The 24,807-nt window shown below is 74.3% G+C and carries 26 protein-coding genes; 17 read left to right on the forward strand and 9 right to left on the reverse strand.

The genetic code is table 11. From position 1 onward, the window contains the following. Nucleotides 1–3 precede the first annotated feature (3 nt). From ACI78T_RS14475 to ACI78T_RS14500, 6 genes are all read left to right on the forward strand, one after another. Nucleotides 4–303: a DUF4193 domain-containing protein gene (locus ACI78T_RS14475; RefSeq protein WP_116450320.1), complete on the forward strand. Its 300-nt coding sequence runs from the start codon at nucleotides 4–6 to the stop codon at nucleotides 301–303. A 29-nt stretch (nucleotides 304–332) separates the two neighbouring features. After that, nucleotides 333–1,229, forward strand: coding sequence for a hypothetical protein (locus ACI78T_RS14480; RefSeq protein ID WP_456558811.1), 897 nt, complete (start codon nucleotides 333–335; stop codon nucleotides 1,227–1,229). Nucleotides 1,230–1,247: 18 nt separating this feature from the next. Beyond that, nucleotides 1,248–1,751: a dUTP diphosphatase gene (gene dut / locus ACI78T_RS14485; protein ID WP_456558812.1), complete on the forward strand. Its 504-nt coding sequence runs from the start codon at nucleotides 1,248–1,250 to the stop codon at nucleotides 1,749–1,751. 1 nt (nucleotide 1,752) lies between these two features. Continuing rightward, complete coding sequence (locus tag ACI78T_RS14490; RefSeq protein WP_456558813.1) at nucleotides 1,753–2,499, forward strand: DUF3710 domain-containing protein; 747 nt, start codon at nucleotides 1,753–1,755, stop codon at nucleotides 2,497–2,499. A gap of 152 nt (nucleotides 2,500–2,651) precedes the next feature. Then, complete coding sequence (locus ACI78T_RS14495; RefSeq protein WP_179710856.1) at nucleotides 2,652–3,029, forward strand: OB-fold nucleic acid binding domain-containing protein; 378 nt, start codon at nucleotides 2,652–2,654, stop codon at nucleotides 3,027–3,029. Between the two features lie 67 nt (nucleotides 3,030–3,096). Then, entirely contained in the window at nucleotides 3,097–3,939 is an 843-nt protein-coding gene (locus ACI78T_RS14500) for a DUF3159 domain-containing protein (RefSeq protein WP_456558814.1), read from the forward strand. Here the strand turns inward: ACI78T_RS14500 and ACI78T_RS14505 are convergent. Next, nucleotides 3,936–4,613 carry a potassium channel family protein gene (locus tag ACI78T_RS14505; protein WP_116450325.1) on the reverse strand — a complete coding sequence of 226 codons (678 nt, stop codon included), beginning with the start codon at nucleotides 4,611–4,613 and terminating at the stop codon, nucleotides 3,936–3,938. The genes ACI78T_RS14500 and ACI78T_RS14505 overlap by 4 nt on opposite strands. Further along, a complete protein-coding gene (locus ACI78T_RS14510; protein ID WP_456558815.1) occupies nucleotides 4,613–5,281 on the reverse strand; it encodes a potassium channel family protein in 669 nt (222 codons plus the stop codon). The genes ACI78T_RS14505 and ACI78T_RS14510 overlap by 1 nt, the downstream gene beginning before the upstream one ends. A 227-nt stretch (nucleotides 5,282–5,508) precedes the next feature. On the opposite strand from ACI78T_RS14510, the gene ACI78T_RS14515 reads away from it, so the two are divergent. The 8 genes from ACI78T_RS14515 (at nucleotide 5,509) to ACI78T_RS14550 (ending at nucleotide 13,140) form a co-directional block, all read left to right on the forward strand. Next, complete coding sequence (locus ACI78T_RS14515; RefSeq protein ID WP_456558816.1) at nucleotides 5,509–7,497, forward strand: APC family permease; 1,989 nt, start codon at nucleotides 5,509–5,511, stop codon at nucleotides 7,495–7,497. Continuing rightward, nucleotides 7,490–8,776, forward strand: a complete 1,287-nt coding sequence (locus tag ACI78T_RS14520) for a class I SAM-dependent RNA methyltransferase (protein ID WP_456558817.1) — start codon at nucleotides 7,490–7,492, stop codon at nucleotides 8,774–8,776. Before ACI78T_RS14515 ends, ACI78T_RS14520 begins: the two co-directional genes overlap by 8 nt. Nucleotides 8,777–8,818: 42 nt before the next feature. Continuing rightward, entirely contained in the window at nucleotides 8,819–9,337 is a 519-nt protein-coding gene (locus tag ACI78T_RS14525) for a hypothetical protein (RefSeq protein ID WP_456558818.1), read from the forward strand. 241 nt (nucleotides 9,338–9,578) lie between these two features. After that, complete coding sequence (locus ACI78T_RS14530) at nucleotides 9,579–10,127, forward strand: SGNH/GDSL hydrolase family protein (protein ID WP_456558819.1); 549 nt, start codon at nucleotides 9,579–9,581, stop codon at nucleotides 10,125–10,127. A 41-nt stretch (nucleotides 10,128–10,168) separates the two neighbouring features. Continuing rightward, nucleotides 10,169–10,399, forward strand: coding sequence for a DUF4177 domain-containing protein (locus ACI78T_RS14535; RefSeq protein ID WP_456558820.1), 231 nt, complete (start codon nucleotides 10,169–10,171; stop codon nucleotides 10,397–10,399). A gap of 37 nt (nucleotides 10,400–10,436) precedes the next feature. Then, a complete protein-coding gene (locus ACI78T_RS14540; RefSeq protein ID WP_456558821.1) occupies nucleotides 10,437–10,805 on the forward strand; it encodes a hypothetical protein in 369 nt (122 codons plus the stop codon). Between the two features lie 119 nt (nucleotides 10,806–10,924). After that, a complete protein-coding gene (gene dxs / locus ACI78T_RS14545; RefSeq protein ID WP_456558822.1) occupies nucleotides 10,925–12,841 on the forward strand; it encodes a 1-deoxy-D-xylulose-5-phosphate synthase in 1,917 nt (638 codons plus the stop codon). Then, nucleotides 12,838–13,140, forward strand: coding sequence for a thiamine-binding protein (locus ACI78T_RS14550; protein ID WP_456558823.1), 303 nt, complete (start codon nucleotides 12,838–12,840; stop codon nucleotides 13,138–13,140). Before dxs ends, ACI78T_RS14550 begins: the two co-directional genes overlap by 4 nt. Nucleotides 13,141–13,279: 139 nt before the next feature. Here the strand turns inward: ACI78T_RS14550 and ACI78T_RS14555 are convergent, their stop codons facing one another. Further along, nucleotides 13,280–15,367, reverse strand: a complete 2,088-nt coding sequence (locus ACI78T_RS14555; protein ID WP_456558824.1) for a 3-hydroxyacyl-CoA dehydrogenase NAD-binding domain-containing protein — start codon at nucleotides 15,365–15,367, stop codon at nucleotides 13,280–13,282. Next, nucleotides 15,364–16,569: a thiolase family protein gene (locus ACI78T_RS14560; RefSeq protein WP_456558825.1), complete on the reverse strand. Its 1,206-nt coding sequence runs from the start codon at nucleotides 16,567–16,569 to the stop codon at nucleotides 15,364–15,366. The genes ACI78T_RS14555 and ACI78T_RS14560 overlap by 4 nt, the downstream gene beginning before the upstream one ends. A 224-nt stretch (nucleotides 16,570–16,793) precedes the next feature. On the opposite strand from ACI78T_RS14560, the gene ACI78T_RS14565 reads away from it, so the two are divergent. The 3 genes from ACI78T_RS14565 to ACI78T_RS14575 all read left to right on the forward strand — a co-directional run bounded on the left by ACI78T_RS14565 (nucleotide 16,794) and on the right by ACI78T_RS14575 (nucleotide 20,096). Continuing rightward, the gene (locus tag ACI78T_RS14565; RefSeq protein ID WP_456558826.1) at nucleotides 16,794–17,897 is read left to right on the forward strand and encodes a sugar ABC transporter substrate-binding protein; all 1,104 of its coding nucleotides are present in this window, start codon (nucleotides 16,794–16,796) and stop codon (nucleotides 17,895–17,897) included. An 84-nt stretch (nucleotides 17,898–17,981) separates the two neighbouring features. Beyond that, nucleotides 17,982–18,806, forward strand: a complete 825-nt coding sequence (locus tag ACI78T_RS14570; RefSeq protein ID WP_456558827.1) for an ATP-binding cassette domain-containing protein — start codon at nucleotides 17,982–17,984, stop codon at nucleotides 18,804–18,806. Between the two features lie 3 nt (nucleotides 18,807–18,809). Continuing rightward, nucleotides 18,810–20,096, forward strand: coding sequence for a sugar ABC transporter permease (locus ACI78T_RS14575; protein WP_456558828.1), 1,287 nt, complete (start codon nucleotides 18,810–18,812; stop codon nucleotides 20,094–20,096). A gap of 27 nt (nucleotides 20,097–20,123) precedes the next feature. On the opposite strand, the gene ACI78T_RS14580 is transcribed toward ACI78T_RS14575, so the two are convergent. From ACI78T_RS14580 to ACI78T_RS14600, 5 genes are all read right to left on the reverse strand, one after another. Beyond that, on the reverse strand, nucleotides 20,124–20,567 hold the full coding sequence (locus tag ACI78T_RS14580) for a hypothetical protein (RefSeq protein ID WP_456558829.1): 444 nt from the start codon (nucleotides 20,565–20,567) through the stop codon (nucleotides 20,124–20,126). Then, nucleotides 20,560–22,056: a hypothetical protein gene (locus tag ACI78T_RS14585; protein ID WP_456558830.1), complete on the reverse strand. Its 1,497-nt coding sequence runs from the start codon at nucleotides 22,054–22,056 to the stop codon at nucleotides 20,560–20,562. Before ACI78T_RS14585 ends, ACI78T_RS14580 begins: the two co-directional genes overlap by 8 nt. Further along, a complete protein-coding gene (locus ACI78T_RS14590) occupies nucleotides 22,053–22,580 on the reverse strand; it encodes a SigE family RNA polymerase sigma factor (protein ID WP_456558831.1) in 528 nt (175 codons plus the stop codon). The genes ACI78T_RS14585 and ACI78T_RS14590 overlap by 4 nt, the downstream gene beginning before the upstream one ends. 95 nt (nucleotides 22,581–22,675) lie before the next feature. Next, on the reverse strand, nucleotides 22,676–24,031 hold the full coding sequence (locus ACI78T_RS14595; RefSeq protein WP_456558851.1) for a ribonuclease D: 1,356 nt from the start codon (nucleotides 24,029–24,031) through the stop codon (nucleotides 22,676–22,678). A gap of 46 nt (nucleotides 24,032–24,077) precedes the next feature. Beyond that, entirely contained in the window at nucleotides 24,078–24,704 is a 627-nt protein-coding gene (locus ACI78T_RS14600; protein ID WP_456558832.1) for a DUF3000 domain-containing protein, read from the reverse strand. Between the last annotated feature and the right edge of the window lie 103 nt (nucleotides 24,705–24,807).

Here is a 24,807-nt window from a genome sequence, read left to right on the forward strand (position 1 = left end):
CCCATGGCCACCGACTACGACGCCCCGCGCCGCAACGAGGCCGACGAGCTGGGCGAGGACTCCCTCGAGGAGCTCAAGGCTCGCCGGGCCGAGGCCCAGTCCGCCTCCGTCGACGTCGACGAGACCGACTTCAACGAGAACCTGGAGCTCCCGGGCGCCGACCTCTCCGGCGAGGAGCTCACCGTCCGCGTCCTGCCGAAGCAGGAGGACGAGTTCACCTGTTCGCGCTGCTTCCTCGTGCAGCACCGCAGCCGCCTCGCGTCGACGCGCGGTGACCAGCTGCTCTGCCGCGACTGCGCGTAAGAGGCGCGAGCGCTGACGGGAGGGGCGCGATGACCGAGCACGGTCCACGGCTGGGTGCGGCGCGGGACGTCCCGCCGCCGCGCCCGGTGGCTCCTCCCGCGCCCGTCCCCGAGGAGACCGGTCTCGGTCGCGCCGCCCGAGCCGTGGCCGACGCGGTGGCCGGCCTCGTGGGCGGCGCGGCACCGGCCGGCCAGGCCGGCGAGGCGCCGCGCCGTTCCGCGACCGGGGGTCTGCGGGACGTCGTCGGCGCGGTCGCCGGTGCGGTGGGAGCGGCGTTCGCCCCCGGCCGGGACGCGCCGCCTCCCGGTCCCGAGGCGCCCTCCGCCGAGCGCACCCCGGGGGCGCTGCTGGGGGACCTGCTCTCCGCGGCCGCACCGCGGCTGCCGATCCGGGACGCCGCGCGGCTGCGGGCCGCGCACCCGGGCGCCTCCGACGCCGAGATCGCCGACGCGCTGGTCGCCCGGGCCGCACGGGTGACGTCGACCATCGGCGCCGCGACCGGCGGTCTGTCCGCGACGCAGTGGCTGGCGCCGGCCTCGCTGCTGGCCCTGCCGCTCGAACTGGGTGCCGAGACCCTGCTCGTGGCGGGGGTCGAGGTGGTGCTGATCGGCGAGCTCCACGAGCTGCACGGCCGCCGCGCCCCGGGCGACGCGCGGGCCCGCGCCGGTGCCTACCTCGCCGCCTGGTCGGCGCAGCGCCCGGTCGACGCCTCCGCCACCGCGGGCCTCGGTTCGCTGCTCGGCGGCACCGGGATGCGTGCGCTCCAGCGGACGATGACCCGCAGGCTCGCCCGCTCCGTCCCGGCCGCCGCGCCCTTCCTGGTCGGCGCCGCCCTGGCCGGCCGCGGCAACCGCCGGGCGACCGAGAAGCTGGCCGGACGGATCCTCGGGGACCTCCGGGCCGGTCGGCCGCTGGGCCCCGCCTGACCCTCATAGGATCGCCAGGTGCCCGAGTACCCCCCGACGCTCGACGTGCCGGTCCGGCTGACCTCTCCGGAGGACGCCGCGCCGCGCTACGCCCTCCCCGGTGACGCCGGGGCGGACCTCTCCGCGGCGGAGGACGTCGAGCTGGCCCCCTTCGAGCGGGCGCTGGTCGGGACGGGTGTGGCGGTCGCCATCCCCGACGGGTACGCCGGCTTCGTCCACCCGCGCTCGGGCCTGGCGCACCGGCACGGCCTGAGCATGGTGAACGCCCCGGGGACCATCGACGCGGGATACCGCGGCGAGATCAAGGTCAACCTCGTGAACCTCGACCCGACGACGCCGATCAGCCTGCGCCGCGGGGACCGGATCGCCCAGCTGGTGGTCCAGCCCGTCGTGCAGGCGCGCTTCGTGCCGGTCGAGGAGCTGCCGGCCAGCGAGCGGGGCAGCGGCGGGCACGGATCGACCGGTGGTCACGCGGCCGCGGTGGGCGACGGAGCCGCGACGGCTCGGGAAGGTCAGGCCTGAGATGCCGTTCGGACGTCGGCGCAACCGGATCGAGCGCAGCCTGCGCGAGCGCGGCGTGCCCCCGGAGCCGCAGCACCGCGAGCGCGAGGTCGAGGAGACGACCGGCCCGTGGGACTCGGCGGACGCGCCGGACGACGGCGTGCAGCGGATCGACCTCGGCTCGATCCGCCTGCCAGGGCTGCCGGGGACCGACCTGCGGGTCGAGCTCAGCCCGCAGCAGAAGGTCATCGGCGCCACGCTCCGCTACGGCGACTCGCTCCTGCAGGTGGCGGCCTTCGCCGCGCCGCGGGCCGACGGCATCTGGGACGGCGTCCGGGCGGACCTCAAGACCAGCGCCTCCGGGCAGGGCGGTTCGCTCAGAGAGGTGGAGGGCCCGTTCGGCACCGAGCTCGCCGGCACGATCCTCGCGCCCGCGGCGCCGCAGCCCGGCCAGACCGCGGCGGCCCAGCCGGTGCGCCGGGCTGCCCGGTTCCTGGGCGTGGACGGTCCCCGCTGGTTCCTGCGCGGCATGATGACCGGCCCGGCCGCCGAGGACCCCGAGCAGGCCGCGGTGCTCGAGAACGCCTTCCGCGGGATCGTCGTCGTGCGCGGGGTCGAGCCGATGCCGGTCCGCGAGCAGCTCCCGCTCACCCTGCCGCCGCAGATGGCCGCCCAGCTGGCGCGCCAGCAGGAGGCGGCCGCCCGCGGGGCGGGCTCGCCCCCGGCCGCCGCCCAGCCGTCGGCCGCTCCTCGGCCGCCGGCCGGCTGACCCCGACCCGGGGGAGCGAGGGGCCGGTCCGTCGTCCCCCCTGCCGGCGGGCCGCGCCGTACGCTTGACCCGGTGGCCGGTTCCGCCCGGTCGCCCAGGACATCCGTCCGCCGGCACCTCGCCGGCGGACCCCCGACGAGGAAGTGGAAGCCGTGACCGAGACCCGATCGCCGAGCTGGCTGTCGCGGACGTTGCAGCGGCTCACGGCCGACGACCAGACCATCGACGCGCAGGAGCTGCGCGCCGAGTCGGCCAGCGCCGGCTGCGAGCCGCTCGTCTCCTGTCGCAAGGGCGAGGTGGTCACCGTGACCGGCCGGCTCAAGTCCGTCGTCTACACCCCCCGCGAGACCGTCCCCACCCTCGAGGCCGAGCTGTTCGACGGCTCCGGTTCCGTGACGCTGGTCTGGCTGGGCCGCCGGCGCATCCCCGGCATCGAGCCGGGCCGGACGCTGACCGCCCGCGGCCGGTTCGCCGCCTTCGACGGCAAGCGGGTCATCTACAACCCCTGGTACGAGCTCGGCGCCGGCTGATCGCCCCGCCGACGTGGACGACGCGCGGGGCGACACCCCGGCAACCGAGCTACCGGGGGAGACGGCGATGAGCGCACCGGAGGACAGCGCCGAGCGGGCCGCGGCACCCGAGACGGCCGCCGGGCAGCAGTCGGAACCGGCGCCCGCGTTCGACCGCCACCTGGTGCTCGAGCAGCTGGGCGGCTGGCGCGGCATGGTCGACGCGACGCTGCCGACGATCGCCTTCATCGTGGCCAACTCCCTGGACGGTCTGCGCACCGGCATCTGGGCCGCGCTCGGCGCGGCCGTGCTGGTGTTCCTCCTCCGCCTCGTGCGGCGGGAGACGGTGCAGCAGGCGATCAGCGGGCTGTTCGCGGTCGGCATCGCCGTCGCCATCGCCGCCTTCACGGGGCAGGCGCGCGACTTCTACGTCCCGGGCATCATCCGCAACGCGGGGCTCGCCGTCGTCCTGCTCGGCTCCGTCGCGCTGCGTCGTCCGCTCGTGGGCCTGATCGCGGAGTTCCTGGCGCCCAGCCACCTCGGCTCGATGGCCTCGCACCGGCACTCCCTGCCGGGGCTGCGGGGGCGCGTGGACCGCGCCCGGTCGGTGCTGAGCCCGGCCGAGCGCGACCCCGAGACCGGGCGGGCCAAGCCCGATCCGGAGCCCGAGCTGCACTGGCGGGAGGACCCGCGGCTCCTGCGCGCCTACGGCTGGCTGACCGTGCTGTGGGGCGGGGTGTTCCTCGTCCGGGCCGCCGTCCAGGGCTACCTCTACCTGGGCAGCGAGAACAGCAACGCCACCGACCTCGGCGTCGTCTCCCTGCTGCTGGGGCTGCCGGTGACCGCCGTCGAGGTCGTGGTCACGCTGTGGGTCGTGTCGCGGCTGCACCGGCACCGGGTGGAGAACGCCGCGCCACCGGCCGACGGCTAGACCGGGCCGGCGGACCCGTCGGGGGCGAGCACCGTCTTCAGCTGCTCCTCCACGTCGGCGTGGGTGACGAACAGCAGCTCGTCGCCGGCCTCGAGGGGCTCGTCGGGGGTCGGCGTGATGACCCGCTCCCCGCGCAGGATCGCCGTCAGCACGGTCTCGCGGGGGAGCGGCACCTCGCGCAGGGGCTTGCCCACCCACGGGGTGTCCTCGGCCAGCGTGATCTCCACCAGGTTGGCCGCGCCCTTGCGGAAGCTCATCAGCCGGACGACGTCGCCGACCGTCACCGCCTCCTCGACCAGCGCGGCCAGCACCCGCGGGGTGGAGACGGCGACGTCGACGCCCCACGCCTCGGTGTAGAGCCACTCGTTGCGCGGGTCCTTGACGCGGGCGACCACGCGGTTGACCGCGAACTCCGTCTTGGCCAGCAGGGAGACGACCAGGTTCGCCTTGTCGTCACCGGTGGCCGCGACGACGACGTCGCAGGTCGCCAGCTGGGCCTCCTCGAGCGAGGTGACCTCGCAGGCGTCGGCCTGCACCCACTCGGCGCCGGGCACGGACCGGGTCCGGACCTTGCGCGGGTCCTTCTCGATGAGCATCACGGTGTGGCCGTTGCCGAGGAGCTCCCCGGCGATCGACCGCCCCACCGCGCCGGCTCCGACGATGGCGACGCGCATCAGTGCCCGCCTCCCTGGGGAGCGTTCTCCACGACCTCGTGCACGCGGGCCGTGATGTCGTCGGTGACCGCGACGACGAGCTGGTCGCCGTCCTGCAGCACCGTGCCGGCCGTGGGCAGCTGGGCCTCGCCGAAGCGGACCAGCCACGCCGCCCGGGCACCGGAGGCGAGCTCCAGCTCGGCGAGCTTCCGGCCGACCCAGCCCTCGGTCACGGTGATCCGCATGAGCAGGACCTTCCCGGTGGGCTCGCGCCAGAGCTCGCTGACCTTGACCGACAGGAGCTCGCGGAGCAGCCGGTTCACCGTCCACGGGACCGTGGCGACGCTGGGGATCCCCATGCGCTCGTAGACCTCGGCCCGCTTGGAGTCGTAGATGCGGGCGACGACGTGCTGGACGCCGAACGTCTCGCGGGCCACCCGCGCGCTGATGATGTTGGAGTTGTCGCCGCTGCTGACCGCGGCGAAGGCGCCGGCCGAGTCGACGCCGGCGTCCAGGAGCGTCTGCCGGTCGAACCCCAGCCCGGTCACCTGCCGGCCGGCGAAGTCGGGACCCAGGCGGCGGAAGGCCTCCGGGTCCTGGTCGATGACGGCCACGCTGTGGCCGACCTCCTCGAGGCGGCGGGCGATGGCGGAGCCGACGCGTCCGCAGCCCATCACGACCACGTGCACGAAGTACTCCCGCGATGCTCGCTCCGCCGGCGCCGACCGCCGCGCGTACCGGCGCGAAGCTACACCCGGGACGGCGTCAGGCGAGGCTGTGACGGGCGACATCACACTCAGGGGCGGGGCGCGCCGGTCCGTGACGGCGCACAGCCCTCGTGCTCCGTACCATCGCCGCCGTGCCACGCCTGTCCGACCTCGGACACCTCCCGAAACGGCTCGTCGTCGGACGAGCCGTGCGCAGCGACCGCCTGGGCGAGTCGCTGCTGCCCAAGCGCTACGCGCTGCCCATCTTCGCCAGCGACCCGCTCTCCTCCGTGGCCTACGCCACCCAGGAGATCCTGCTGGTCCTGACCCTGGCCGGGACAGCGTTCCTGTACCTGGCCCCGTGGCTGGCGGTGGGCGTCGTCCTGCTGCTGGTCACCGTCGTCCTCTCGTACCGCCAGGTGGTGCGCGCCTACCCCTCCGGCGGTGGCGACTACGAGGTCGCGATGAAGAACCACGGGCAGTTCGCGGGGCTGACCGTGGCCAGCGCGCTGCTCGTCGACTACGTGCTCACCGTGGCGGTGTCGGTTGCGGCCGGGACCGACAACATCATCTCGGCGTTCCCGTCGCTGAACGAGCACCGCGTGCTCATCGCCGTCGGGCTGGTGGCGCTGCTGGCGGCGGCGAACCTGCGCGGGCTGCGGGAGTCGGGCCGCACGTTCGCCGTCCCCACCTACCTGTTCATCACCGGGATCCTGGTGATGATCGGCACGGCGCTCGTCCGGGACTTCTTCACCGACTCCCCGGTGGTGGCCGAGAGCGCGAGCTACAGCATCACCCCGGAAGCCGGGTACGGGGACCTCGCCGGGCTGGCGCTGCTGTTCTTCGTCCTGCGGGCCTTCGCGTCCGGCTGCACCGCCCTGACCGGTGTCGAGGCGATCGCCAACGGCGTCCCCGCGTTCAAGCCGCCGAAGAGCCGCAACGCGGCCACGACGCTGGCCCTCATGGGCGGCATCGCCGCCACGATGTTCGCCGGCGTGACGGCTGTGGCGCTGCTGGCGGACGTCCGGTACGCCGAGAACACCTGCGACCTGGAGGGCTTCGCGGGCAACTGCGAGACCGACCCCCAGCGGACGGTGATCGCGCAGATCGCCGCGGCCACGTTCGGCGGCGACAGCTCGCCCGGCTTCTTCTACGTCCAGGCGGCCACCGCCCTCGTGCTCATCCTGGCCGCGAACACCGCGTTCAACGGCTTCCCGCTGCTGGGCTCGGTGCTCGCCCAGGACCGGTTCATGCCGCGCCAGCTGCACACCCGCGGCGACAAGCTCGTCTACAGCAACGGCATCCTGCTGCTGGCCGGCTTCGCCGCCCTGCTGATCACCGCGTTCGACGCCGACGTCAACCGGCTGATCCAGATGTACATCGTCGGCGTCTTCACGAGCTTCTCGATCGGCCAGTGGGGGATGGTGCGCCACTGGAACCGCGAGCTGCGCGCGGAGTCCGACCCGCGCCTGCGCGCGCGGATGCGCCGCTCGCAGGCGATCAACGCCGTCGGCGGCACGCTGACCACCGTCGTCCTGGTCATCATCGTCATCACGAAGTTCACCCACGGTGCGTGGCTGGTCATCCTCGTGATGCCGGTCCTCTTCGTCCTGATGAAGGCGATCAACCGGCACTACGGCCACGTCGCCGAGCAGCTGGTGCCCGACACCGACGCCCGCATGCTGCCGAGCAAGGTGCACGCCGTCGTCCTCGTGTCGAAGGTGCACAAGCCGACGCTGCGCGCGCTCGCCTTCGCCCGCGCCACCCGGCCGGATGCGCTGACGGCGCTCACGGTGAACGTCGACGACGCCGACACCCGGCAGCTGCAGGCCGACTGGGAGCGGTACGACATCCCCGTCCCGCTCACCGTGCTGGAATCGCCGTTCCGGGAGATCACCCGCCCGGTCGTCGACTTCGTCAAGAACGTGCGGCGGGAGAGCCCGCGCGAGCTCGTCGTGGTGTTCGTGCCGCAGTACGTGGTCGGCCACTGGTGGGAGAACGTCTTGCACAACCAGAGCGCGCTCCGGCTGCGGGCCCGCCTGCAGTTCCAGCCCGGTGTGATGATCACGACCGTCCCGTGGCAGCTGGAGAGCTCGCTGGGCCGGGACAGCGACGGGGACGGCGGCGGTACCAGGTCGGCGCCCGGCGACCTCCGGCGCGGCCTGGCGGAGCCCAGCGACGTCACGCCCTATGGCTGAACGGTCCTCCCGGAACCGGCCGGACCGCGGCCTGGGCTGGACCGGCCGGGAGTTCGAGGTGACCGTCGGCCCCGTCGCCCACGGCGGGCACTGCGTCGCCCGGCACGAGGGCCGCGTCGTCTTCGTCCGGCACAGCCTGCCCGGGGAGCGGGTCGTCGTCCGGGTCACCGAGGACCGCCACCCCGGGTTCTGCCGCGCCGACGCGGTCGAGGTGCTCGAGGCCGCGCCGGCGCGCGTCGAGCGGCCCTGCCCCTACAGCGGTCCGGGCCGGTGCGGCGGCTGCGACTGGCAGCACGTCGACCCCGCCGAGCAGCGCCGGCTCAAGGCGGCGGTGGTCCGGGAGCAGCTGTCCCGCCTGGCCGGGCTCCCGGACGTCGACGTGGTGGTCGAGGAGCTCCCCGGGGGCCCCCTGCGCTGGCGGTCGCGGGCCCGGTTCGCCGTCGACCGCACGGGGGCCTCCGGGCTGCGCCGGCACCGCTCGCACGACGTCGTCCTGCTCGACGACTGCCCGATCACCGTCGAGCCCGCCGCGGCCGCCGTGCTCCAGCGGCGCTGGCCCGGGGCGGGGGCGGTCGACGTCTCCGTCGACTCCACCGGTGCGGTGACCACGACCCGGCTCGACCGGCAGGGCCGCCCCACGTCGAGCCGGGTGGTGCGGCCCGGCGGCGACCTGCCCGAGGAGCCGGTCGGCCGGGCCGAGCGGCACGCCGGCGGGCGCGACTGGGAGGTCGAGGGCACCGGCTTCTGGCAGGTGCACCCCGCGGCCGCCGACGCCCTCGTCGAGGCGGTCACCGCGTTCGCCGCCGTGCGGCCGGGGGAGACGGTGCTCGACCTGTACGCCGGCGCGGGGCTGTTCGGCGGCGCCCTGGCGCCGGCCGTCGGGCAGGAGGGCCGCGTGGTGTGCGTCGAGTCCGACGCCGGCGCGTGCGCCGCCGCCGACGCCAACCTGGCCGACCTCCCGCAGGCGGAGGTCTGGCAGGGCGACGTGGACGCCGAGGGGCTGGCCGAGCTGCTCGGCGACCTCGGAGCTCCCGACGTGGTGGTCCTCGACCCGCCGCGGGCCGGCGCGGGGAAGGCGGTCAGCGGGCTGCTCGCCGCCACCGGAGCCCGGGCCGTCGTGTACGTCGCCTGCGACCCGGCCGCCCTGGCCCGCGACGTCGCGGCGTTCCGCGCCGCGGGGTACGAGCTGGCCGCCGTCCGGGGGTTCGACGCCTTTCCCATGACCGCGCACGTCGAGTGCGTCGCCCTCCTGGTGCCGGGGGCGCCGTCGTCTGTGTGAGGGCGGTTACATGAAACGCCGCGTTCTGGGTACCGTCCCGGCATGGCCCGTGCCGCTGCCTTCCTCGGAGCCGCCGCCATCCTGGCTCTCGGTGGCTACGCCGCGCTCCCCGACGACAAGCCGCAGTACCTCGGTGACATGCCGTCCTCGCTCGAGCAGCCGGCGCCCGCCGCTGCCCCGGCCCCGCGGTCGGACCCCGGCCCCGGTGCCGGTGGCCCGCCGCCGCCGCTGCGGGGACCGTCGCCGGTGGTCCCCGAGGCGCCGGCCGCCGGTGGCGGCGCACCGGGCGAGCGCGTGCCCGACCCGGCCGGCGACACGTCCCTCGACATCGACGCCGGATCGACCGCGGGCGACGACTCCGTCGGCCAGCCGCGCCCCGGCCTCCCGGCCTTCTTCGCCGACGTCGTCGACACCGTCACGGAGCTGACCGACTGCCTGGCGGACGGCGTCCTCACGCTTCCCGACGGCGGCCTGCTCGACTGCATCACCGGCCTGCCGGTACCGGAGCTGCCCTCACCTGCGCCCAGCCTCCCCGTCCCGCTGCCGGAGACGGGTCAGTAGGTTCCCCACGGTGCCGGCTGCGGGCGACCGGTGATGCGGCCCGGTCGTTACCGTTCTGGGCATGCGACGGCGCCCTGGGAGCAGCCTCTGGTGGGGTGCGACTGCCGTCGCGGCGGCGGTGGTCCTGGTCGGCCTCGCAGCTCACGCCATCGGCCCGGGGAGCCAGCCCGCTCCGTCCGGGGCAACCTCGACGCCTCGTCCACCGGCGGAGTCGTCAGCACACGGCGGTCGCGAGCCGGTCGTGACCTTCCTGGGGGACTCGTGGACGGCCGCCTCCGGCAGCGAGAGCGGCAAGGGATACGCCGCACTCGTCGGAGAACGGCTGGGCTGGACCTACGAAGTGCTCGGGGTGGCGGGCACCGGGTACGTCCAGGGCGCACCCGACCAGGCCTTCGCGCAGCGAATCCCGGCAGCGGTCGACTCGGCGCCGGACGTGGTGGTCGTCCAGGGCAGCCTCAACGACCTCCGGAGCGACCCCCGGGTCCTCCGCCCGGCGGTGAGGGAGACCCTCGCGGCGCTGGAGGAGGCGGCCGGCCCGGGCACCGACATCCTCGTCATCGGCGCCCCGGAGGCACCGGGCACCGACGCTGCCGGAATCCAGGCGATCAACGACGCCATCGAGGAGGAAGCGACGTCCCTGGACCTCCGCTTCGTCGACCCCGTCGCGCAGGAGTGGAACGACCCCCGCGATCCGGCGATCTGGGCCGACGCCACACACCCCAACGACGCCGGCTACCGGCTGATCGCCGACCACGTCTCGGCGCTGCTCCGGGAGACCGTCGACGACTGAGCGGGCCGGGTCGCCGACGGAGCACCGGCTACGGTCTGGGGGTGCCCACGTGGGAGTACGCCTCCGTCATCACCGCCAACGAGGCCGAGTCGCAGCGCGCCGGTGTCAGCGTCAAGCTGCCCGGCGGTCAGTCCGAACGCCAGCAGGGCGACACCAGCTCGGTCCTCAACCGCCTCGGCTCCGAGGGGTGGGAGCTCGTGAGCTACCACTCGAGCGGTGCCGGCACCTGGGGCTTCGAGCAGTTCTGGCTCAAGCGCCAGTCCGGCTCCTGAGCCCTCGCCGTCGTCCTCCCGGGGGAGACTGACGGCCGTGGACGACGTCGTGCCGCCGGGCTGGCCCGAGGAGGTGCGCCCGCCGGGAGCGCCCGACTGGGAGCGCACGGCGGTCGCCTGGCTGTTCGACCTCGTCCCGCCGGACTATCGCGCCCACGAGGTGCTGCGCCGGTACCCGGTGCTGCTCGCGCGGTTCGCCGGTGACCACGTAGCCGCCGGCCTCGAGGCCGCCCGCAAGGGCTGGCGGACCGTCCGCGTCGAGCTGGCCGACCAGCTGCCCGCCGACGCGATCGAGGCGGCGATGACCGCCTACGAGCGCGAAGGTGCCCGGCTGGCCGCGGCCGCCCGCGGCGTCGAGGTCGTGGCCGGTGCCCTGCGCGGGGAGCGGTGGGTGCCGCGGCTGTGACCTGCATCCGGGTGGTGCGCTGGCTCGGAAGAGCTGCCAGGGCGCGGTTACAGTTGCTCCGCGGCCTGCTTCTCCGTTCCCGATGCAGTCCCAGCCGACCGAGAGGACACCGCCGAGCCGTGCCGCTCCTGCGATCGCTCCGTGGCCCCGAGGACGTCCGGGCCCTGCGAGCCGAAGACCTGCCCGTGCTGGCGGCCGAGATCCGCGACGCACTGGTCACCAGCGTGGCCAGGACGGGCGGTCACCTGGGCCCCAACCTGGGGTGCGTCGAGCTGACCATCGCCCTGCACCGGGTGTTCGAGTCACCGCGCGAGCCGATCGTCTTCGACACCGGGCACCAGGCCTACGTGCACAAGATGCTGACCGGCCGGGTCGAGGGCTTCGAGCGGCTGCGCCAGCGCGGCGGGCTGTCGGGCTACCCGAGCCGGGCCGAGAGCGAGCACGACTGGGTCGAGAACAGCCACGCCTCGACCTCGCTGTCCTACGCCGACGGGCTGGCCAAGGCGTTCGCCGTCCGCGGTGACGAGCGGCCGGTCGTCGCCGTCGTCGGCGACGGCGCGCTCACCGGCGGCATGGCCTGGGAGGCGCTGAACAACATCGCGGCGGCCCAGGACCGCCCCGTCGTCATCGTGGTCAACGACAACGGACGCTCGTACTCGCCGACGATCGGCGGGGTCGCCGACGCGCTCGCCACCCTGCGGCTGCGGCCGGGCTACGAGCAGGCGCTGCTGCAGGTCCGCCAGGCGCTGCACCGCGCCCCCGTGGTCGGCTCGGCGCTCTACGACGCGCTGCACGCGATCAAGAAGGGCCTCAAGGACGTCCTGTCGCCGCAGGGCATGTTCGAGGACCTCGGCCTCAAGTACATCGGCCCGGTCGACGGCCACGACATCGAGGTCATGGAGTCGGCGCTGCGCCGGGCGCGCTCGTTCGGCGGGCCGGTCATCGTGCACGCGGTCACCACCAAGGGCTTCGGCTACCCGCCGGCCGAGACCGACCAGATCGACGCCTGGCACGCAACCGGGGTCTTCGACCCCGACAGCGGCGCGAGCACCGTCGCCGCCCGGGACTGGACGACGGCCTTCTCCGACGAGCTGGTGCGGATCGGCGCGGAGCGCTCCGACGTCGTCGCCATCACCGCGGCGATGCTGCACCCGACCGGCCTCGCGGCGTTCGCCGAGCGGTACCCCGAACGGACCTTCGACGTGGGCATCGCCGAGCAGCACGCGCTGACCTCGGCGGCCGGGCTGGCGATGGGCGGCCTGCACCCGGTCGTCGCCGTCTACTCGACGTTCCTCAACCGGGCGTTCGACCAGCTGCTCATGGACGTCGCGCTGCACCGCCAGCCGGTCACCGTCGTCCTGGACCGGGCCGGGGTCACCGGCACCGACGGCGCCTCGCACAACGGCATGTGGGACATGTCGATCCTCTCGGTGGTGCCGGGCCTGCAGCTCGCCGCCCCGCGGGACGAGTCCACCCTCCGGGAGGCGCTGCGCGAGGCGGTGTCGGTCACCGACGGCCCGACGGTCGTGCGCTTCCCGAAGGGGCCGCCCCCGGTCGACATCCCGGCGCTCGAGCGCCGGGGCACGGTCGACGTGCTGCGCCGGGGCGAGCGGCCCGACGTGCTGCTGGTCGCCGTCGGCGCGATGGTGCCGATGTGCCTGGCCGTCGCCGAGCGCGCCGCCGACCACGGCATCGAGGTCACCGTCGTCGACCCGCGGTGGGTGCTGCCCGTCGCTCCCGAGCTGGTCGACCTGGCGGCCGGTCACCGGCTGGTCGTCACCGTCGAGGACGGCGGCCGGGCCGGGGGAGTCGGGACGACGCTCACCCAGGCGCTGCAGGACCGCGACTGCGACGTGCCGGTGCGCGCGGTGGGCCTGCCCCAGCAGTTCTTCGAGCACGGCAGCCGCGGTCAGGTGCTGGCCGACGCCGGCCTGACCGAGCAGGACGTCGCCCGCCGCATCGCGGAGTGGAGCGCCAAGCTGGGCGAGCGGACCGACAACCACGTCGTCGAGCCCGTGGACGGCGCGCAGCAGTGACCGAGCCGACCGGCGAGTGGGTCATCGCCGAGATCCAGGTGGCGCCCTCCCCGCCGGGCACCTCCGACAACCCGCACGCCCACGTCGAGGCCGCGATCGCCGTGATCCAGGCGTCCGGGCTGCGGTACGAGGTCGGGGCGCTCGGGACGACGCTGGAGGGGCCGGCGGACACGGTGTGGGACACGCTGCGCGCCGCGCACGAGGCGATGCTGGTCGCCGGCGCGTCCGGCGGGCTGTCGCACGTCAAGGTCGCGTCGGTGAACCGCTCGATGGACAGCCTCACCCGCAAGTTCCGGTAGCCCCGCCGGCACCAACCTCCACCTCGCGGTGCGGACGCCGTCCGCGCCGTCGCCCGCGTGGTCGACAGACCCACGGCGAGGACGACGGCGGCCCCGCACCTCCTCGTGGAGGCGCGGGGCCGTCGCGGTCAGCGGTGGATCAGGCGGGCAGCGAGGCCACACCCTTGGGCAGGAAGCGCTCGCCGGTGACCTTCTCCGAGACGCCGGCCCGGTCCAGGTAGGCGGAGATGCCGCCCAGCCAGAACGGCCACCCGGCACCGAGCAGCATGCACAGGTCGATGTCCTGCACCGCCTGCACGACGCCCTCGTCGAGCATCAGCCGGATCTCCTGCGCCAGGGCCTCGACCGCGCGCTCGCGCACCTCGTCCTCGCTCAGCGGGGAGTCGCCGGCGTCGATGCCCTCGAGCTCGGGGTCGACGACGCCGGGCTCGCTGTACACCGACGACTTGCCCAGCTCGACCATCTTCCGCAGGCCCTCGCCGACGGAGAACCGGTCGGGGAAGGCCTCGTGCATCCGCTCGGCAACGTGCAGGGCCACCGGCGGGCCGACGAGCGTGAGCAGCTCGAACGGCGTCATCGGCAGACCCAGCGGGTCGAGCGCGCGGTCGGCCACGGCCACCGGCGTGCCCTGCTCCACCGACGAGGTGACCTCGCCGAGGAAGCGGGTGAGCAGCCGGTTGACCACGAAGGCCGGGGCGTCCGCGACGAGCACGGAGCTCTTCTTCAGCTTCTTGCCGACGGCGAAGGCGGTGGCCAGCGTGGCGTCGTCGGTCTGCTCGGCGCGCACGACCTCGAGCAGCGGGAGCACCGCCACCGGGTTGAAGAAGTGCAGGCCCACCACGCGCTCGGGGTGCTCGAGCTTCGAGGCCATCTCCGTCACCGAGAGCGCGGACGTGTTCGTCGCCAGGACGCACTCCGGCGAGACGATCGCCTCGACCTCGGCGAACACCTGCTGCTTGACCGACATCTCCTCGAAGACGGCCTCGATGACGAGGTCGGCGTCGGCGAAGACCTCCTTGGACAGCGAACCGGTGACCAGGCCCTTGAGCTGGTTGAGCTTGTCCTGGTTCAGGCGTCCGCGCTGGGCCAGCTTGTCCAGCTCGCCGTGCACGTAGGCCACGCCCTTGTCCACGCGCGCCTGGTCGATGTCGGTCAGCACGACCGGCACCTTCAGCTGCCTCACGAACAGCATCGCCAGCTGCGAGGCCATCAGCCCGGCGCCCACGACGCCGACCTTGGTGACCTTGCGCGCCAGCGACTTGTCGGGCGCACCGGCGGGCCGCTTCGCCCGCTTGTTCACCAGGTCGAACGAGTACAGCGAGGCCCGCAGCGGGTCGCTCATCAGCAGGTCGGCCAGGGCGTCGTCCTCGGCGGCGGTGCCGGCCGTGAACACCTCGCCGTCCACCCCGTTGCGGGCGAGGTCGAGCAGCTCGACCGAGCGGACCGCGCCAGGGGAGGCGTTGCGGGTCCGGCCGGCCACGATGGCCTTCGCACGCGCGATCGCCTCGTCCCAGGCGCCGCGGTCGACCTCGGGACGCGACACGGTCACCGAACCGCCGAGCACGCCGACCGCCCACTCGAGCGACCGCTCCAGGAAGTCGGCCGGCTCGAGGACGGCGTCGGCGATGCCGAGCTCCGCCGCCTTCGGCGCCGGGGTCATCTTGTTCTGCGCCAGCGCGTTCTCGACGATCACCGTGACGGCGGCGTCGATGCCGATCAGGTTCGGCAGCAGCTGCGTGCCGCCCCAGCCGGGCACCAGGCCGAGGAACGCCTCGGGGAAGGCCACCATCGCCGTCGAGGCGATCGTCCGGTACCGGCAGTGCAGCGCCAGCTCCAGGCCGCCGCCGAGCGCCACGCCGTTGACGAAGGCGAACGTCGGGACGGCCGAGTCCTTGAGCCGGCGGAACACCCGGTGCCCGGTCTCGGCGATCTCCCGCGCCGCGGCCGCGTCCGTCACCGACGGGACGCCGGAGAGGTCCGCGCCCACGGCGAAGATGAACGGCTTGCCGGTCACGCCGATCGCCACGGGGGCGGGGGAGCGGGCCGCGATCTCGTCCAGCGCGGCGTCCAGCGAGGCGAGGCCGCCGGGGCCGAACGTGGACGGGCGGGTGTGGTCGTGCCCGTTGTCCAGGGTGATCAGCGCGAACTCGCCGGAGAGGCCCGGCAGGCCGAGGTACCGGACCTTGGCCTCGGTGACGACCTCGTTCTCGAACACTGCGGTGGTCACTTCGCGGCACCTTCCCAGTTCGGGTTCTCCCAGATGACGGTGGCGCCCATGCCCAGGCCCACGCACATGGCGGTGAGGCCGTACCGGACGTCGGGCCGCTCGGCGAACTGCCGGGACAGCTGCGTCATGAGCCGCACGCCGGAGGAGGCCAGCGGGTGGCCGACGGCGATGGCGCCGCCCCACGGGTTGACCCGCTCGTCGTCGTCGGCGATGCCGAAGTGGTCGAGGAAGGCCAGGACCTGGACGGCGAAGGCCTCGTTGAGCTCGAAGAGCCCGATGTCCTCGATCGTCAGGCCGGTGCGGGCGAGCGCCCGCTCCGTCGACGGGACGGGGCCGACGCCCATGACCTCGGGCTCGACGCCGACGAAGCCGTAGCCGACCAGCCGCATGCCGATGTCCAGCCCCAGCTCGAGGGCGACGTCCTCGGCGGCCAGCAGGCAGCCGGTGGCGCCGTCGTTGAGACCGGCGGCGTTACCGGCGGTCACGTGGCCGTGCGGGCGGAACGGCGTCTTGAGCGACGCCAGGCCCTCGAGGGTGGTCTGCGGCCGCGGCGGCTCGTCGACGGTGGCGACGCCCCAGCCGTTCTCGGCGGAGCGGGTCGCCATCGTCACCAGCTCCGGGCCGATCTGCCCGTTGGCGACGGCCTTGGCGTACTTCTGCTGGCTGGCCAGTGCGAAGGCGTCGGCGCGCTCCTTGGTGAGGTGCGGGAACCGGTCGTGCAGGTTCTCCGCCGTCGAGCCCATGACCAGGGCCGACTCGTCGACGAGCTTCTCGCTGAAGAACCGCGGGTTGGGGTCGGCGCCCTCGCCCATCGGGTGGCGGCCCATGTGCTCGACGCCGCCGGCGATGGCCACGTCGTAGGCGCCGAAGGCGATGCCGCTGGCGGTGGTGGTCACGGCGGTCATGGCGCCGGCGCACATGCGGTCGATCGAGTACCCGGGCACCGACTTCGGCAGCCCGGCCAGCAGCGCCGCGGTGCGGCCCAGCGTCAGGCCCTGGTCGCCGATCTGGGTGGTGGCGGCGATGGCCACCTCGTCGACGCGGTCGGCCGGCAGCGCCGGGTTGCGGCGCAGGAGCTCCCGGATGACCCGGACGACGAGGTCGTCGGCGCGGGTCTCGGCGTAGATGCCCTTCGGGCCGGCCTTGCCGAAGGGGGTGCGCACGCCGTCGACGAAGACGACCTCACGCAGCGAGCGGGACATGGGACCTCCGCAGAGTTTCGGGACCGGCCAGGTGGCGGGCGCGGCGCGCCAAAGTTACCCGTCGGTAACCGTCCGGCCAAGCGGGACCTGACCCGCGCGGGTCGGGGGCCCAGGTCACGGTCCGGCAACGGTGCAGATCTGTGCTTGCGGTCACAACCGACGACTGGAAAAGATGTGCCGCCGGAATTTCGATGTAACCCCAACAAAAAGGCAGGTCCCCTCTCATGGCGCGACGGAGCACCCTGACGACGGCGATCGCAGCCGCCCTCGTCTTCGGCTTGGCCGCATGTGGCAGCGACGACGGTGGCGACAGCGGCGGCAACGGCGGTGGCGGCGGCGGCGACGCCGCCGGCAAGGTCGGCGTGATCCTCCCGGACACCGAGTCCTCGGTCCGCTGGGAGAACTTCGACCGTCCCTACCTCGAGGCCGCCTTCGAGGAGGCCGGTGTCGAGTTCGACATCCAGAACGCCGAGGGCGACGCCCAGCGGCAGGCCACCATCGCCGAGCAGATGATCACCGAGGGCGCCACGGTCCTCGCGATCGTCAACCTGGACTCCGCCTCGGGCGCGCAGATCCAGGAGCAGGCGGCCAACGAGGGCGTGCAGACGATCGACTACGACCGCCTCACCCTCGGTGGCTCGGCCGAGTACTACGTGTCGTTCGACAACACCGAGGTCGGGCGCCTCCAGGGCGAGGGCCTGGCCCAGTGCCTCGAGGCCAACGGCGTCGCGGAGGGCCCGATCGCCTTCCTGAACGGCTCGCCGGACGACAACAACGCCACGCTGTTCTCCGCGGGCGCGCACGAGGTCCTCGACCCGCTGACCCAGTACCAGCAGGTGGCCGAGCAGGCCGTGCCGGGCTGGGACAACCAGGAAGCGGCGACGATCTTCGAGCAGATGTACACCCAGGCCGGCGGCAACATCGTCGGTGTCCTGGCCGCCAACGACGGTCTGGCCAACTCGGTGATCCAGATCCTGGGTCGCAACAACGCCGCCGGTGCGAACAACGTGACCGGTCAGGACGCCACGGTCGAGGGTCTGCAGAACATCCTCGCCGGCGACCAGTGCATGACGGTCTACAAGTCGATCCGCGAGGAGGCCAACGCGCTGGCCGAGCTGGCCGTCGCGCTGATCAACGGCGAGGAGGGCGAGACCACCGGCACCGTCGAGGACCCGGAGGGCGACCGCGAGGTCCCGTCGGTCCTGCTGACCCCGGTCTCGATCTTCCGTGACAACGTCAAGGACGTCGTCGACGACGAGTTCGTGACGGCCGAGGAGCTGTGCACCGGCGAGTTCGCCGACGCGTGCTCCGAGCTGGGCATCGAGTAGTGGTCACCGGCTGCCGGGGCGCCCATGATGGGCGCCCCGGCAGTCAACGCTGCTCCCGTACCGGCTCAACCGAGAGGCCCCGGCGTGTCCGCACCGACCGGCCGTCCCGAGGACGGCACACCCACCCTGGATCCCACGCCGACCCTGGAACTGCGGGGCGTCGACAAGAGCTTCGGCGCCATCCAGGTCCTGCACGGCGTCAACATGAAGGTCTACCCCGGCCAGGTCACCGCGCTGGTCGGTGACAACGGGGCCGGCAAGAGCACGCTGATCAAGTCGATCGCCGGCATCCACTCCATCGACGCTGGCGAGATGATCTTCGAGGGCCGGCCGGTGTCGATCTCCGGGCCCCGCGACGCCGCGGCGCTCGGCATCGAGATCGTCTACCAGGACCTCGCGCTGGCCGACAACCTCGACGTCGTCCAGAACATGTTCCTGGGCCGCGAGCGCAAGAACGGCATCGTCCTCGACGAGGTGTCGATGGAGCAGGCCGCTCGCGACACCCTGAGCAAGCTGTCGGTCCGCACGCTCAAGTCCGTGCGCCAGCTCGTCTCCAGCCTCTCCGGCGGTCAGCGGCAGACCGTCGCCATCGCCAAGGCGGTGCTCTGGGAATCCAAGCTCGTCGTCCTCGACGAGCCGACGGCGGCGCTCGGCGTCGCCCAGACGCGGCAGGTCCTCGACCTGGTCCGCCGGCTCGCCGACACCGGCCACGCGGTCGTCTTCATCTCGCACAACATGGTCGACGTGTTCGAGGTGGCCGACCGGGTCGCCGCGCTCTACCTCGGCCGCATGGCGGCGGACATCCCGATCTCCGAGGTCAACCGCAGCCAGGTCATCGAGCTCATCACCGCGGGCCGGTCCGGCGACATCGGGATCGCGCCCGCCGACGTCGCGGCCGTGGAGGTCTGAGCCATGTCGAGCACGATCTCCGAGTCCACCAGCGCCCAGGAGCCCGGCGGCGCGCCGTCCGGCTTCGAGGCCGACCGCACGGCCGACTCCGTCGGCGGCGCCGCGCGCGCCTACGTCGACAAGGTCCGGGGCGGTGACCTCGGCGCGCTCCCGGCGATCCTCGGCATCGTCGTCCTGGGCATCTTCTTCACGATCCTGCGCCCGGAGACCTTCCTGACGCCGCGCAACATGGCCAACCTGGCCGACCAGGCGGCGCCGATCATCATCCTGGCGATGGGACTGGTCTTCGTCCTGCTGCTCGGCGAGATCGACCTGTCGGCCGGCGTGGTCAGCGGCCTCTGCGCGGCCGTCATGGCGAAGCTGCTGGCCGACGCCGGGTCGCCCTGGTACGTCGCCGTCCTGGCGGCGATCCTCACCGGCGTCCTGATCGGCCTGTTCACCGGCAGCCTGGTGGGGCTGATCGGCATCCCGTCGTTCGTCGTCACCCTCGCCCTGTTCCTGGGCTGGCAGGGGGTCACCCTCCGGCTCATCGGCCAGGGCGGCACGGTGCCGGTCCGCGACGACGTCATCACCGCGATCAGCGACAAGAACCTGCCGGTGGTGCTCGGCTGGATCCTGGCCCTGGTGGTGATCGCCCTCTACGCCGCGCTGCAGCTGAACCGGTGGCGCACGCAGAAGGCGAAGGGCCTCGCGCACCAGCCGCTCGCCGTGGTGCTCATCCGGATCGGCGTCATCGCCGCCGTGGTCGTCCTGGTCACCGCGGTGCTCAGCGTCGACCGGGCCCCGGCCGTGGGCGTCGTCCTCGCGGGCATCCCGTACGCGATCCCGCTGGTCGTCATCCTGCTGCTGATCCTGACGTTCCTGCTGGGACGCACCAGTTACGGGCGGCACGTCTACGCGGTCGGCGGCAACGCCGAGGCGGCCCGCCGTGCCGGTGTCAACGTCACCAAGATCCGGGTGTCGGTCTTCGTCATCGGCCAGACCCTGGCGGCGATCAGCGGCATCGTCGCGGCCGCCCGGCTGGGCTCGGTGGCACCCGGCTCCGGCGCCGGGAACACGCTGCTGTACGCGGTCGGCGCTGCCGTCATCGGTGGCACCAGCCTCTTCGGTGGCCGCGGCCGGGTGCGGGACGCCGTCCTCGGTGGCCTGGTCGTCGCGATCATCGCGAACGGCCTGGGTCTGCTCGGCACCGAGGCCTACCTGAGCTACATCATCACCGGTGGCGTGCTGCTGCTCGCCGCGAGCGTGGACGCGCTCGCCCGGCGCCGCGCCGCGGCGACCGGTCACTAGGGGGATCGGCCCCTGCCGCCCGCCGTGTCACCTGCCGGCGGGCGGCAGGACGATCGTCTCGCGGTCCTCCCCGTACCGGAGGTGCACCGTCAGCTCGTCGTCCGGCGAGACGCCGTCCGGGAGCTCCACCTCGGTGGTGGTCGGCGACATGTCGGCGGTGCACGGGTCCCGGTCCGGGAAGAGGAGATCGATGTCGACCTCGATCTCCTGAGGACCCGTGGCCCGCACGCGGGTCGGGCCGGCCGGGCAGCTCGAGCTCCCGTACGCGGTCACCGAGAGGTGCCCGTCGTCGGTCCACGACACCGGCCGCGGCGGAGGCGGTACCTCGAACGTCTGCCCCGGCTCGTGGGGCACGGTCGGAGCCGGGGGGACCTCGAGCGTCTGCACCGGTGCCTGCTCCCGGGGAGCACCGCAGGCCCCGAGGACGACGACCACCAGGAGCGCGGCGGCCGCGCGCGCCAGGTCAGTCACCGAAGTCCGCCGCGTGCCCGAGCAGCTCGACCCGGCCCAGGGTGACCCCGCCCGCCGTCACCGCCTCCACGGTCTCGGTGCCGAGGGCCATGGGGACCACGAGGACGCCGTCCTGGGTGGTGTGCTCCTCCAGGAACACCCGGTCGCCGTCGTAGGTGCGCACCAGCGCCACCTCCGGTGGCCCGACCACCACGAGGTGGGTGCGCAAGGGCGCTCCCGACGTGTGGTCGACCGTCTCGCAGGCGACCGCCTGCACCCGGCGCTCGGGCGGCGGCCCGGCCGGGAGGATCGCCTGGCCGCAGTAGGCGCCCATGTTCGAGCCGTCGGGCAGCTCCGGCGCCAGCCACTGCGACGCCACGACGACGGCGCCGCTCGGCAGCGTCACCGTGACGACCGCCGCCTGCTCCACCTCTCCGGTGGGCACGCTGCCCACCCACTGCGCCGTGATCGTCACCTGCGCGGCGGAGAGGCCGAGCTCGCCGAGCACGTTCGCCGCCGCGAACTGCGCGGCCCGCTGGCCGAGGGCGTCCGGGCGGCCACGGGGGTACTCGACGGGCAGCGGCTGCTCGACGAGGTCCTCGTCGAGGACCGACCAGGGCATGTCCCGCGCCTCGAGCCGGTCCCCGCGCATGACGCGGTAGGACGTCGACGCGTCGTAGGCCCGCGGGAAAGGCGACACCCGGGTGACGGCGACACCGTCGTCGGTCTCGACCTTCCGCCACTCCCGGGTGGTCTGCCCCTCGGCGTCGACCATCGGCCGCTGCGACACCTCGACGCTGTCGCCGGGCCGGGCGACCACGACGAGCACGCCGCTGCGCGGGTCGGTGAGCGCGACCGGCCAGTCGCCGGCGATGCCGTTGGGCCCGCTCGCGAGCGTCATCTGCTCCGGCGTGGCGTCGACCGGGCCGGTGAACCAGGTAGCCGTGAGCTGGTCGGTGGGGACGACGTCCGGCGGCACGCCCGCCGCCGCGGCCGCCTCGGCCGACGGCGTGCCCACGACCAGCGCCCAGCGCCCGCCCGGGACCTCACCGGCGAAGGCGACGGTCCGCGCCTCGACCGGCGGGTCGGGCAGGTAGAAGAGGACCGTCCCGTCCGCCGCGCGCACGGGTGGCTCGTCGGCCCAGGGCAACGCCTTGACGCCGTCGACGAACTCCCGGTCGCCGGCCAGCGAACCGCGGGTGGGCCCGTCGAACCAGCCGGCCCGCGCAGCGCCGGCTCCCGTACCGCCGACCGGCGTGGCCGACGGCGCCTCCGTGGCGGATCCCGGGGCGGGGTCCGCGCCGTCCACCGCGCCGCCGGTCAGCCGCGGCAGCACCAGCGCCAGCAGGGCGACGCACCCCAGGGCCAGGAGCACCCCCCGGCGGGTCCGCCGGTGAGCCGACGACCGGCCGGCCACCACGTCCGCCAGCTCGGGCCCGTCGGGCGACGGCTGCCCGGTCCGGTGGGCCAAGCCGTGCAGCCGCTGGCGCAGCTCGTCCTCGACGGTCATCGCGCGACCCCGTGGACGTCGCCGCCCAGGACGTTCCGCAGGCGGGTCAGCCCGCGCGCCGCCTGGGTGTCCACGGTGCTCTCCGAGCAACCCATCACCTGGGCGGTCTGCAGCTCCGAGAGGTCCTCGTAGTAGCGGAGGACGAGCGTGGCCCGCATCCGCGGCGGCAGGCCGAGCAGCGCCCGCAGCAGCGCCTCGTCGCCGTCGAGGCGTCCGGGCGGGCCGGCCGCCACGACGTCGGCCGGGCCGTCGGCGGGCCGTACGCGGCGCCACACCCGGCGGCGCCGGCTGAGGTGGGCGGTGACCAGTGCACGGCGCACGTAGGCCGACGGCTCGCCGCGCCGGACGATCCGGTCCCAGTGCCGGTGGGTCCTCACCAGCGCCGTCCGCACGAGGTCCTCCGCCTGGCCGCGCTCGCCGGCGAGCAGGAACGCGAGCCGCAGCAGTGCCGGCTGCTGGTGGGCGACGAAGTCGGCGAAGGGCGCACCGGCCTGCGCCGGACCGCCGAGCCCGCTGACCGCCACCGCCCGTCCCCTCGCCGTCCGACGCCGCCTGTACGCAGCAGCGTGACGGGTGCACCGCCGGGGGATCGTCACGATCGCGTAACGACGGGCCGGGGTCAGGCCTTGGTGACCGCCTCGGTCAGCACGGGGAGGGTGAGCTCGACCTGCCACTCCCGCGCCCCGCCGGCCCGGAGCGCCCCGGCGACGGCCGCGGCGTCGCGGTCCTCCGGCGGGCTCCACATGATCCGGCGGACCAGGTCGGGGGAGACGATGTTCTCCACCGGCACCGAGTGCTTCTCCGACAGCTCGACCAGACCGGCCCGCGCGGCCTGGAGACGGGTGGCCGCGGCGGGGTCGCGGTCGGCCCAGCGGTTGACCGGGGGCGGCCCGTCGCCGGACCGGCTGTGCGGCGGCAGCTCCGCCTCCGGGAGGGCGCGGCCGCGCGCGATCGCGCCGAACCAGGTGGCGACCAGCCGCCGGTTGGCGCGCCCGCGGAAGACGGGCAGCTCCAGCAGCGCGCCCTCGTTGGCCGGATCGGCCTGCACGGCCGAGACCATCGCCGAGTCGGGCAGCACCCGGCCGGGGGCGACGTCGCGGCGACGCGCCATGTCGTCCCGGGCCTCCCACAGCGAGCGCAGCATCCCGAGCTGGCGACGGCTGCGCAGGCCGTGCACGCCCGAGGTGCGCCGCCACGGGTCGACCCGCGGGGCCGGCGGCCCGGCGGCGAGGATGGCCTCGAACTCCTGCCGCGCCCACTCGGTCTTGCCCTGCTCCTCGAGGATCGCCGCCAGCGCGTCGCGCAGCTCGACGAGCACCTCGACGTCCAGGGCGGCGTAGACCAGCCACTCGTCGGGCAGCGGCCGGGTGCTCCAGTCGGCGGCGGAGTGCCCCTTCTGCAGGGTGTAGCCGAGCAGCGACTCGACGACGGCGCCCAGGCCGACGCGCGGCAGTCCGGCCAGCCGCGCGGCGAGCTCGGTGTCGAAGACCCGGCGCGGCACGAGACCGATCTCGGCGAGGCAGGGCAGGTCCTGGTTGGCCGCGTGCAGCACCCATTCGGCGTCGGCGACGGCGTCCTGGATCACCGACAGGTCCGGCAGCGGGACGGGGTCGATGAGCCCGGTCCCGGAGCCCTTGCGCCGCATCTGGACCAGGTAGGCCTTCTGGCCGTAGCGGTAGCCCGAGGCCCGCTCGGCGTCCACGGCGACCGGCCCCGAGCCCTCGCGGAGGGCGCCGGCGTACTCGACGAGCTGGGTCGAGGTGTCGATGACCGGCGGAAGGCCGTCACGCGGCGCGAGCAGCGGCTCGGCCGTCGAGATCGTCTCCGCGGCGTCCTCCGCCGGGGCGGGAGTGGGCTCGGTGCTCAGTTGCCGTCCACCTTCTTGCCGGTGCTCGTCGTCGGGCCGCCGGCTCCGGGGCGTTCCCGCGGGATCCTGCGGGGGCGGGGGAGAGGGGCGCCGGCGCAGCGGGGCCAGTGCCCGGCCGCTGTCCCGATGTTAGAGACCCTCGCCGCCGGACCGGTCAGCGACTCTCCCCGCCCGGCCCGAGCAGCCGCACGCCCGGCGGGGGCAGGCCGGCCGCGTTGCCCAGCACGTCGAGCCACGCCTGCAGGTGCCGGTCGAGGGCCGTGTCCTCCGCCGTCCACGACGCCCGCATCTCGACGTCGACGCTGTGCTCGGGGCCCGCGAGGTCGCCGAACCTCGTCGAGGCGGTGCGCGTGACGGTCCCGCCGACGGCGTGGTGCTGGGCGCCGGCGTCGGCCAGCGCATCGGTGAGCCAGCTCCAGGCGACCTCGGAGAACATCGTGTCGTCGACCAGCTCCTCGTCGGTGGCGGCGGAGAGGTAGCCCACGCAGCGGGTGGTCCCCTTCCACGCCTCGTGCCCCGCGGGGTCGTAGAGCACGATGAACCGGGCGCTCGCGATCTCGAAGTCCTCGGCGCCGTCGGGGTCGGCCTCGGCCACCCGCGCGGCGACGGCGTGGGCGAAGGGCGCCAGCCGCTGCGGTGCGGGGATCTGCTCGAGCACGATCTCGGGCCGGGCGTGGACGGCGGCGAGCGCCTCCAGGGCGGCACGGAACTCGGCAGGGGGTTCGTCGCCGGTCGCGTCCCTGCCCCGGTTCCCGGCGCTGGCCAGGCTGGTGGGCTCCACGCTGGCAGGGTAGGCCGCCGGGTAGCACACCGCTCCCGACGCGCCGCAACCGCTCGGTCACCCGGCCGATCAGGACGGCGGGCCGGCACTGTCGCGCCGTCTG

It is taken from the genome of Blastococcus sp. SYSU D00922, assembly GCF_054050495.1.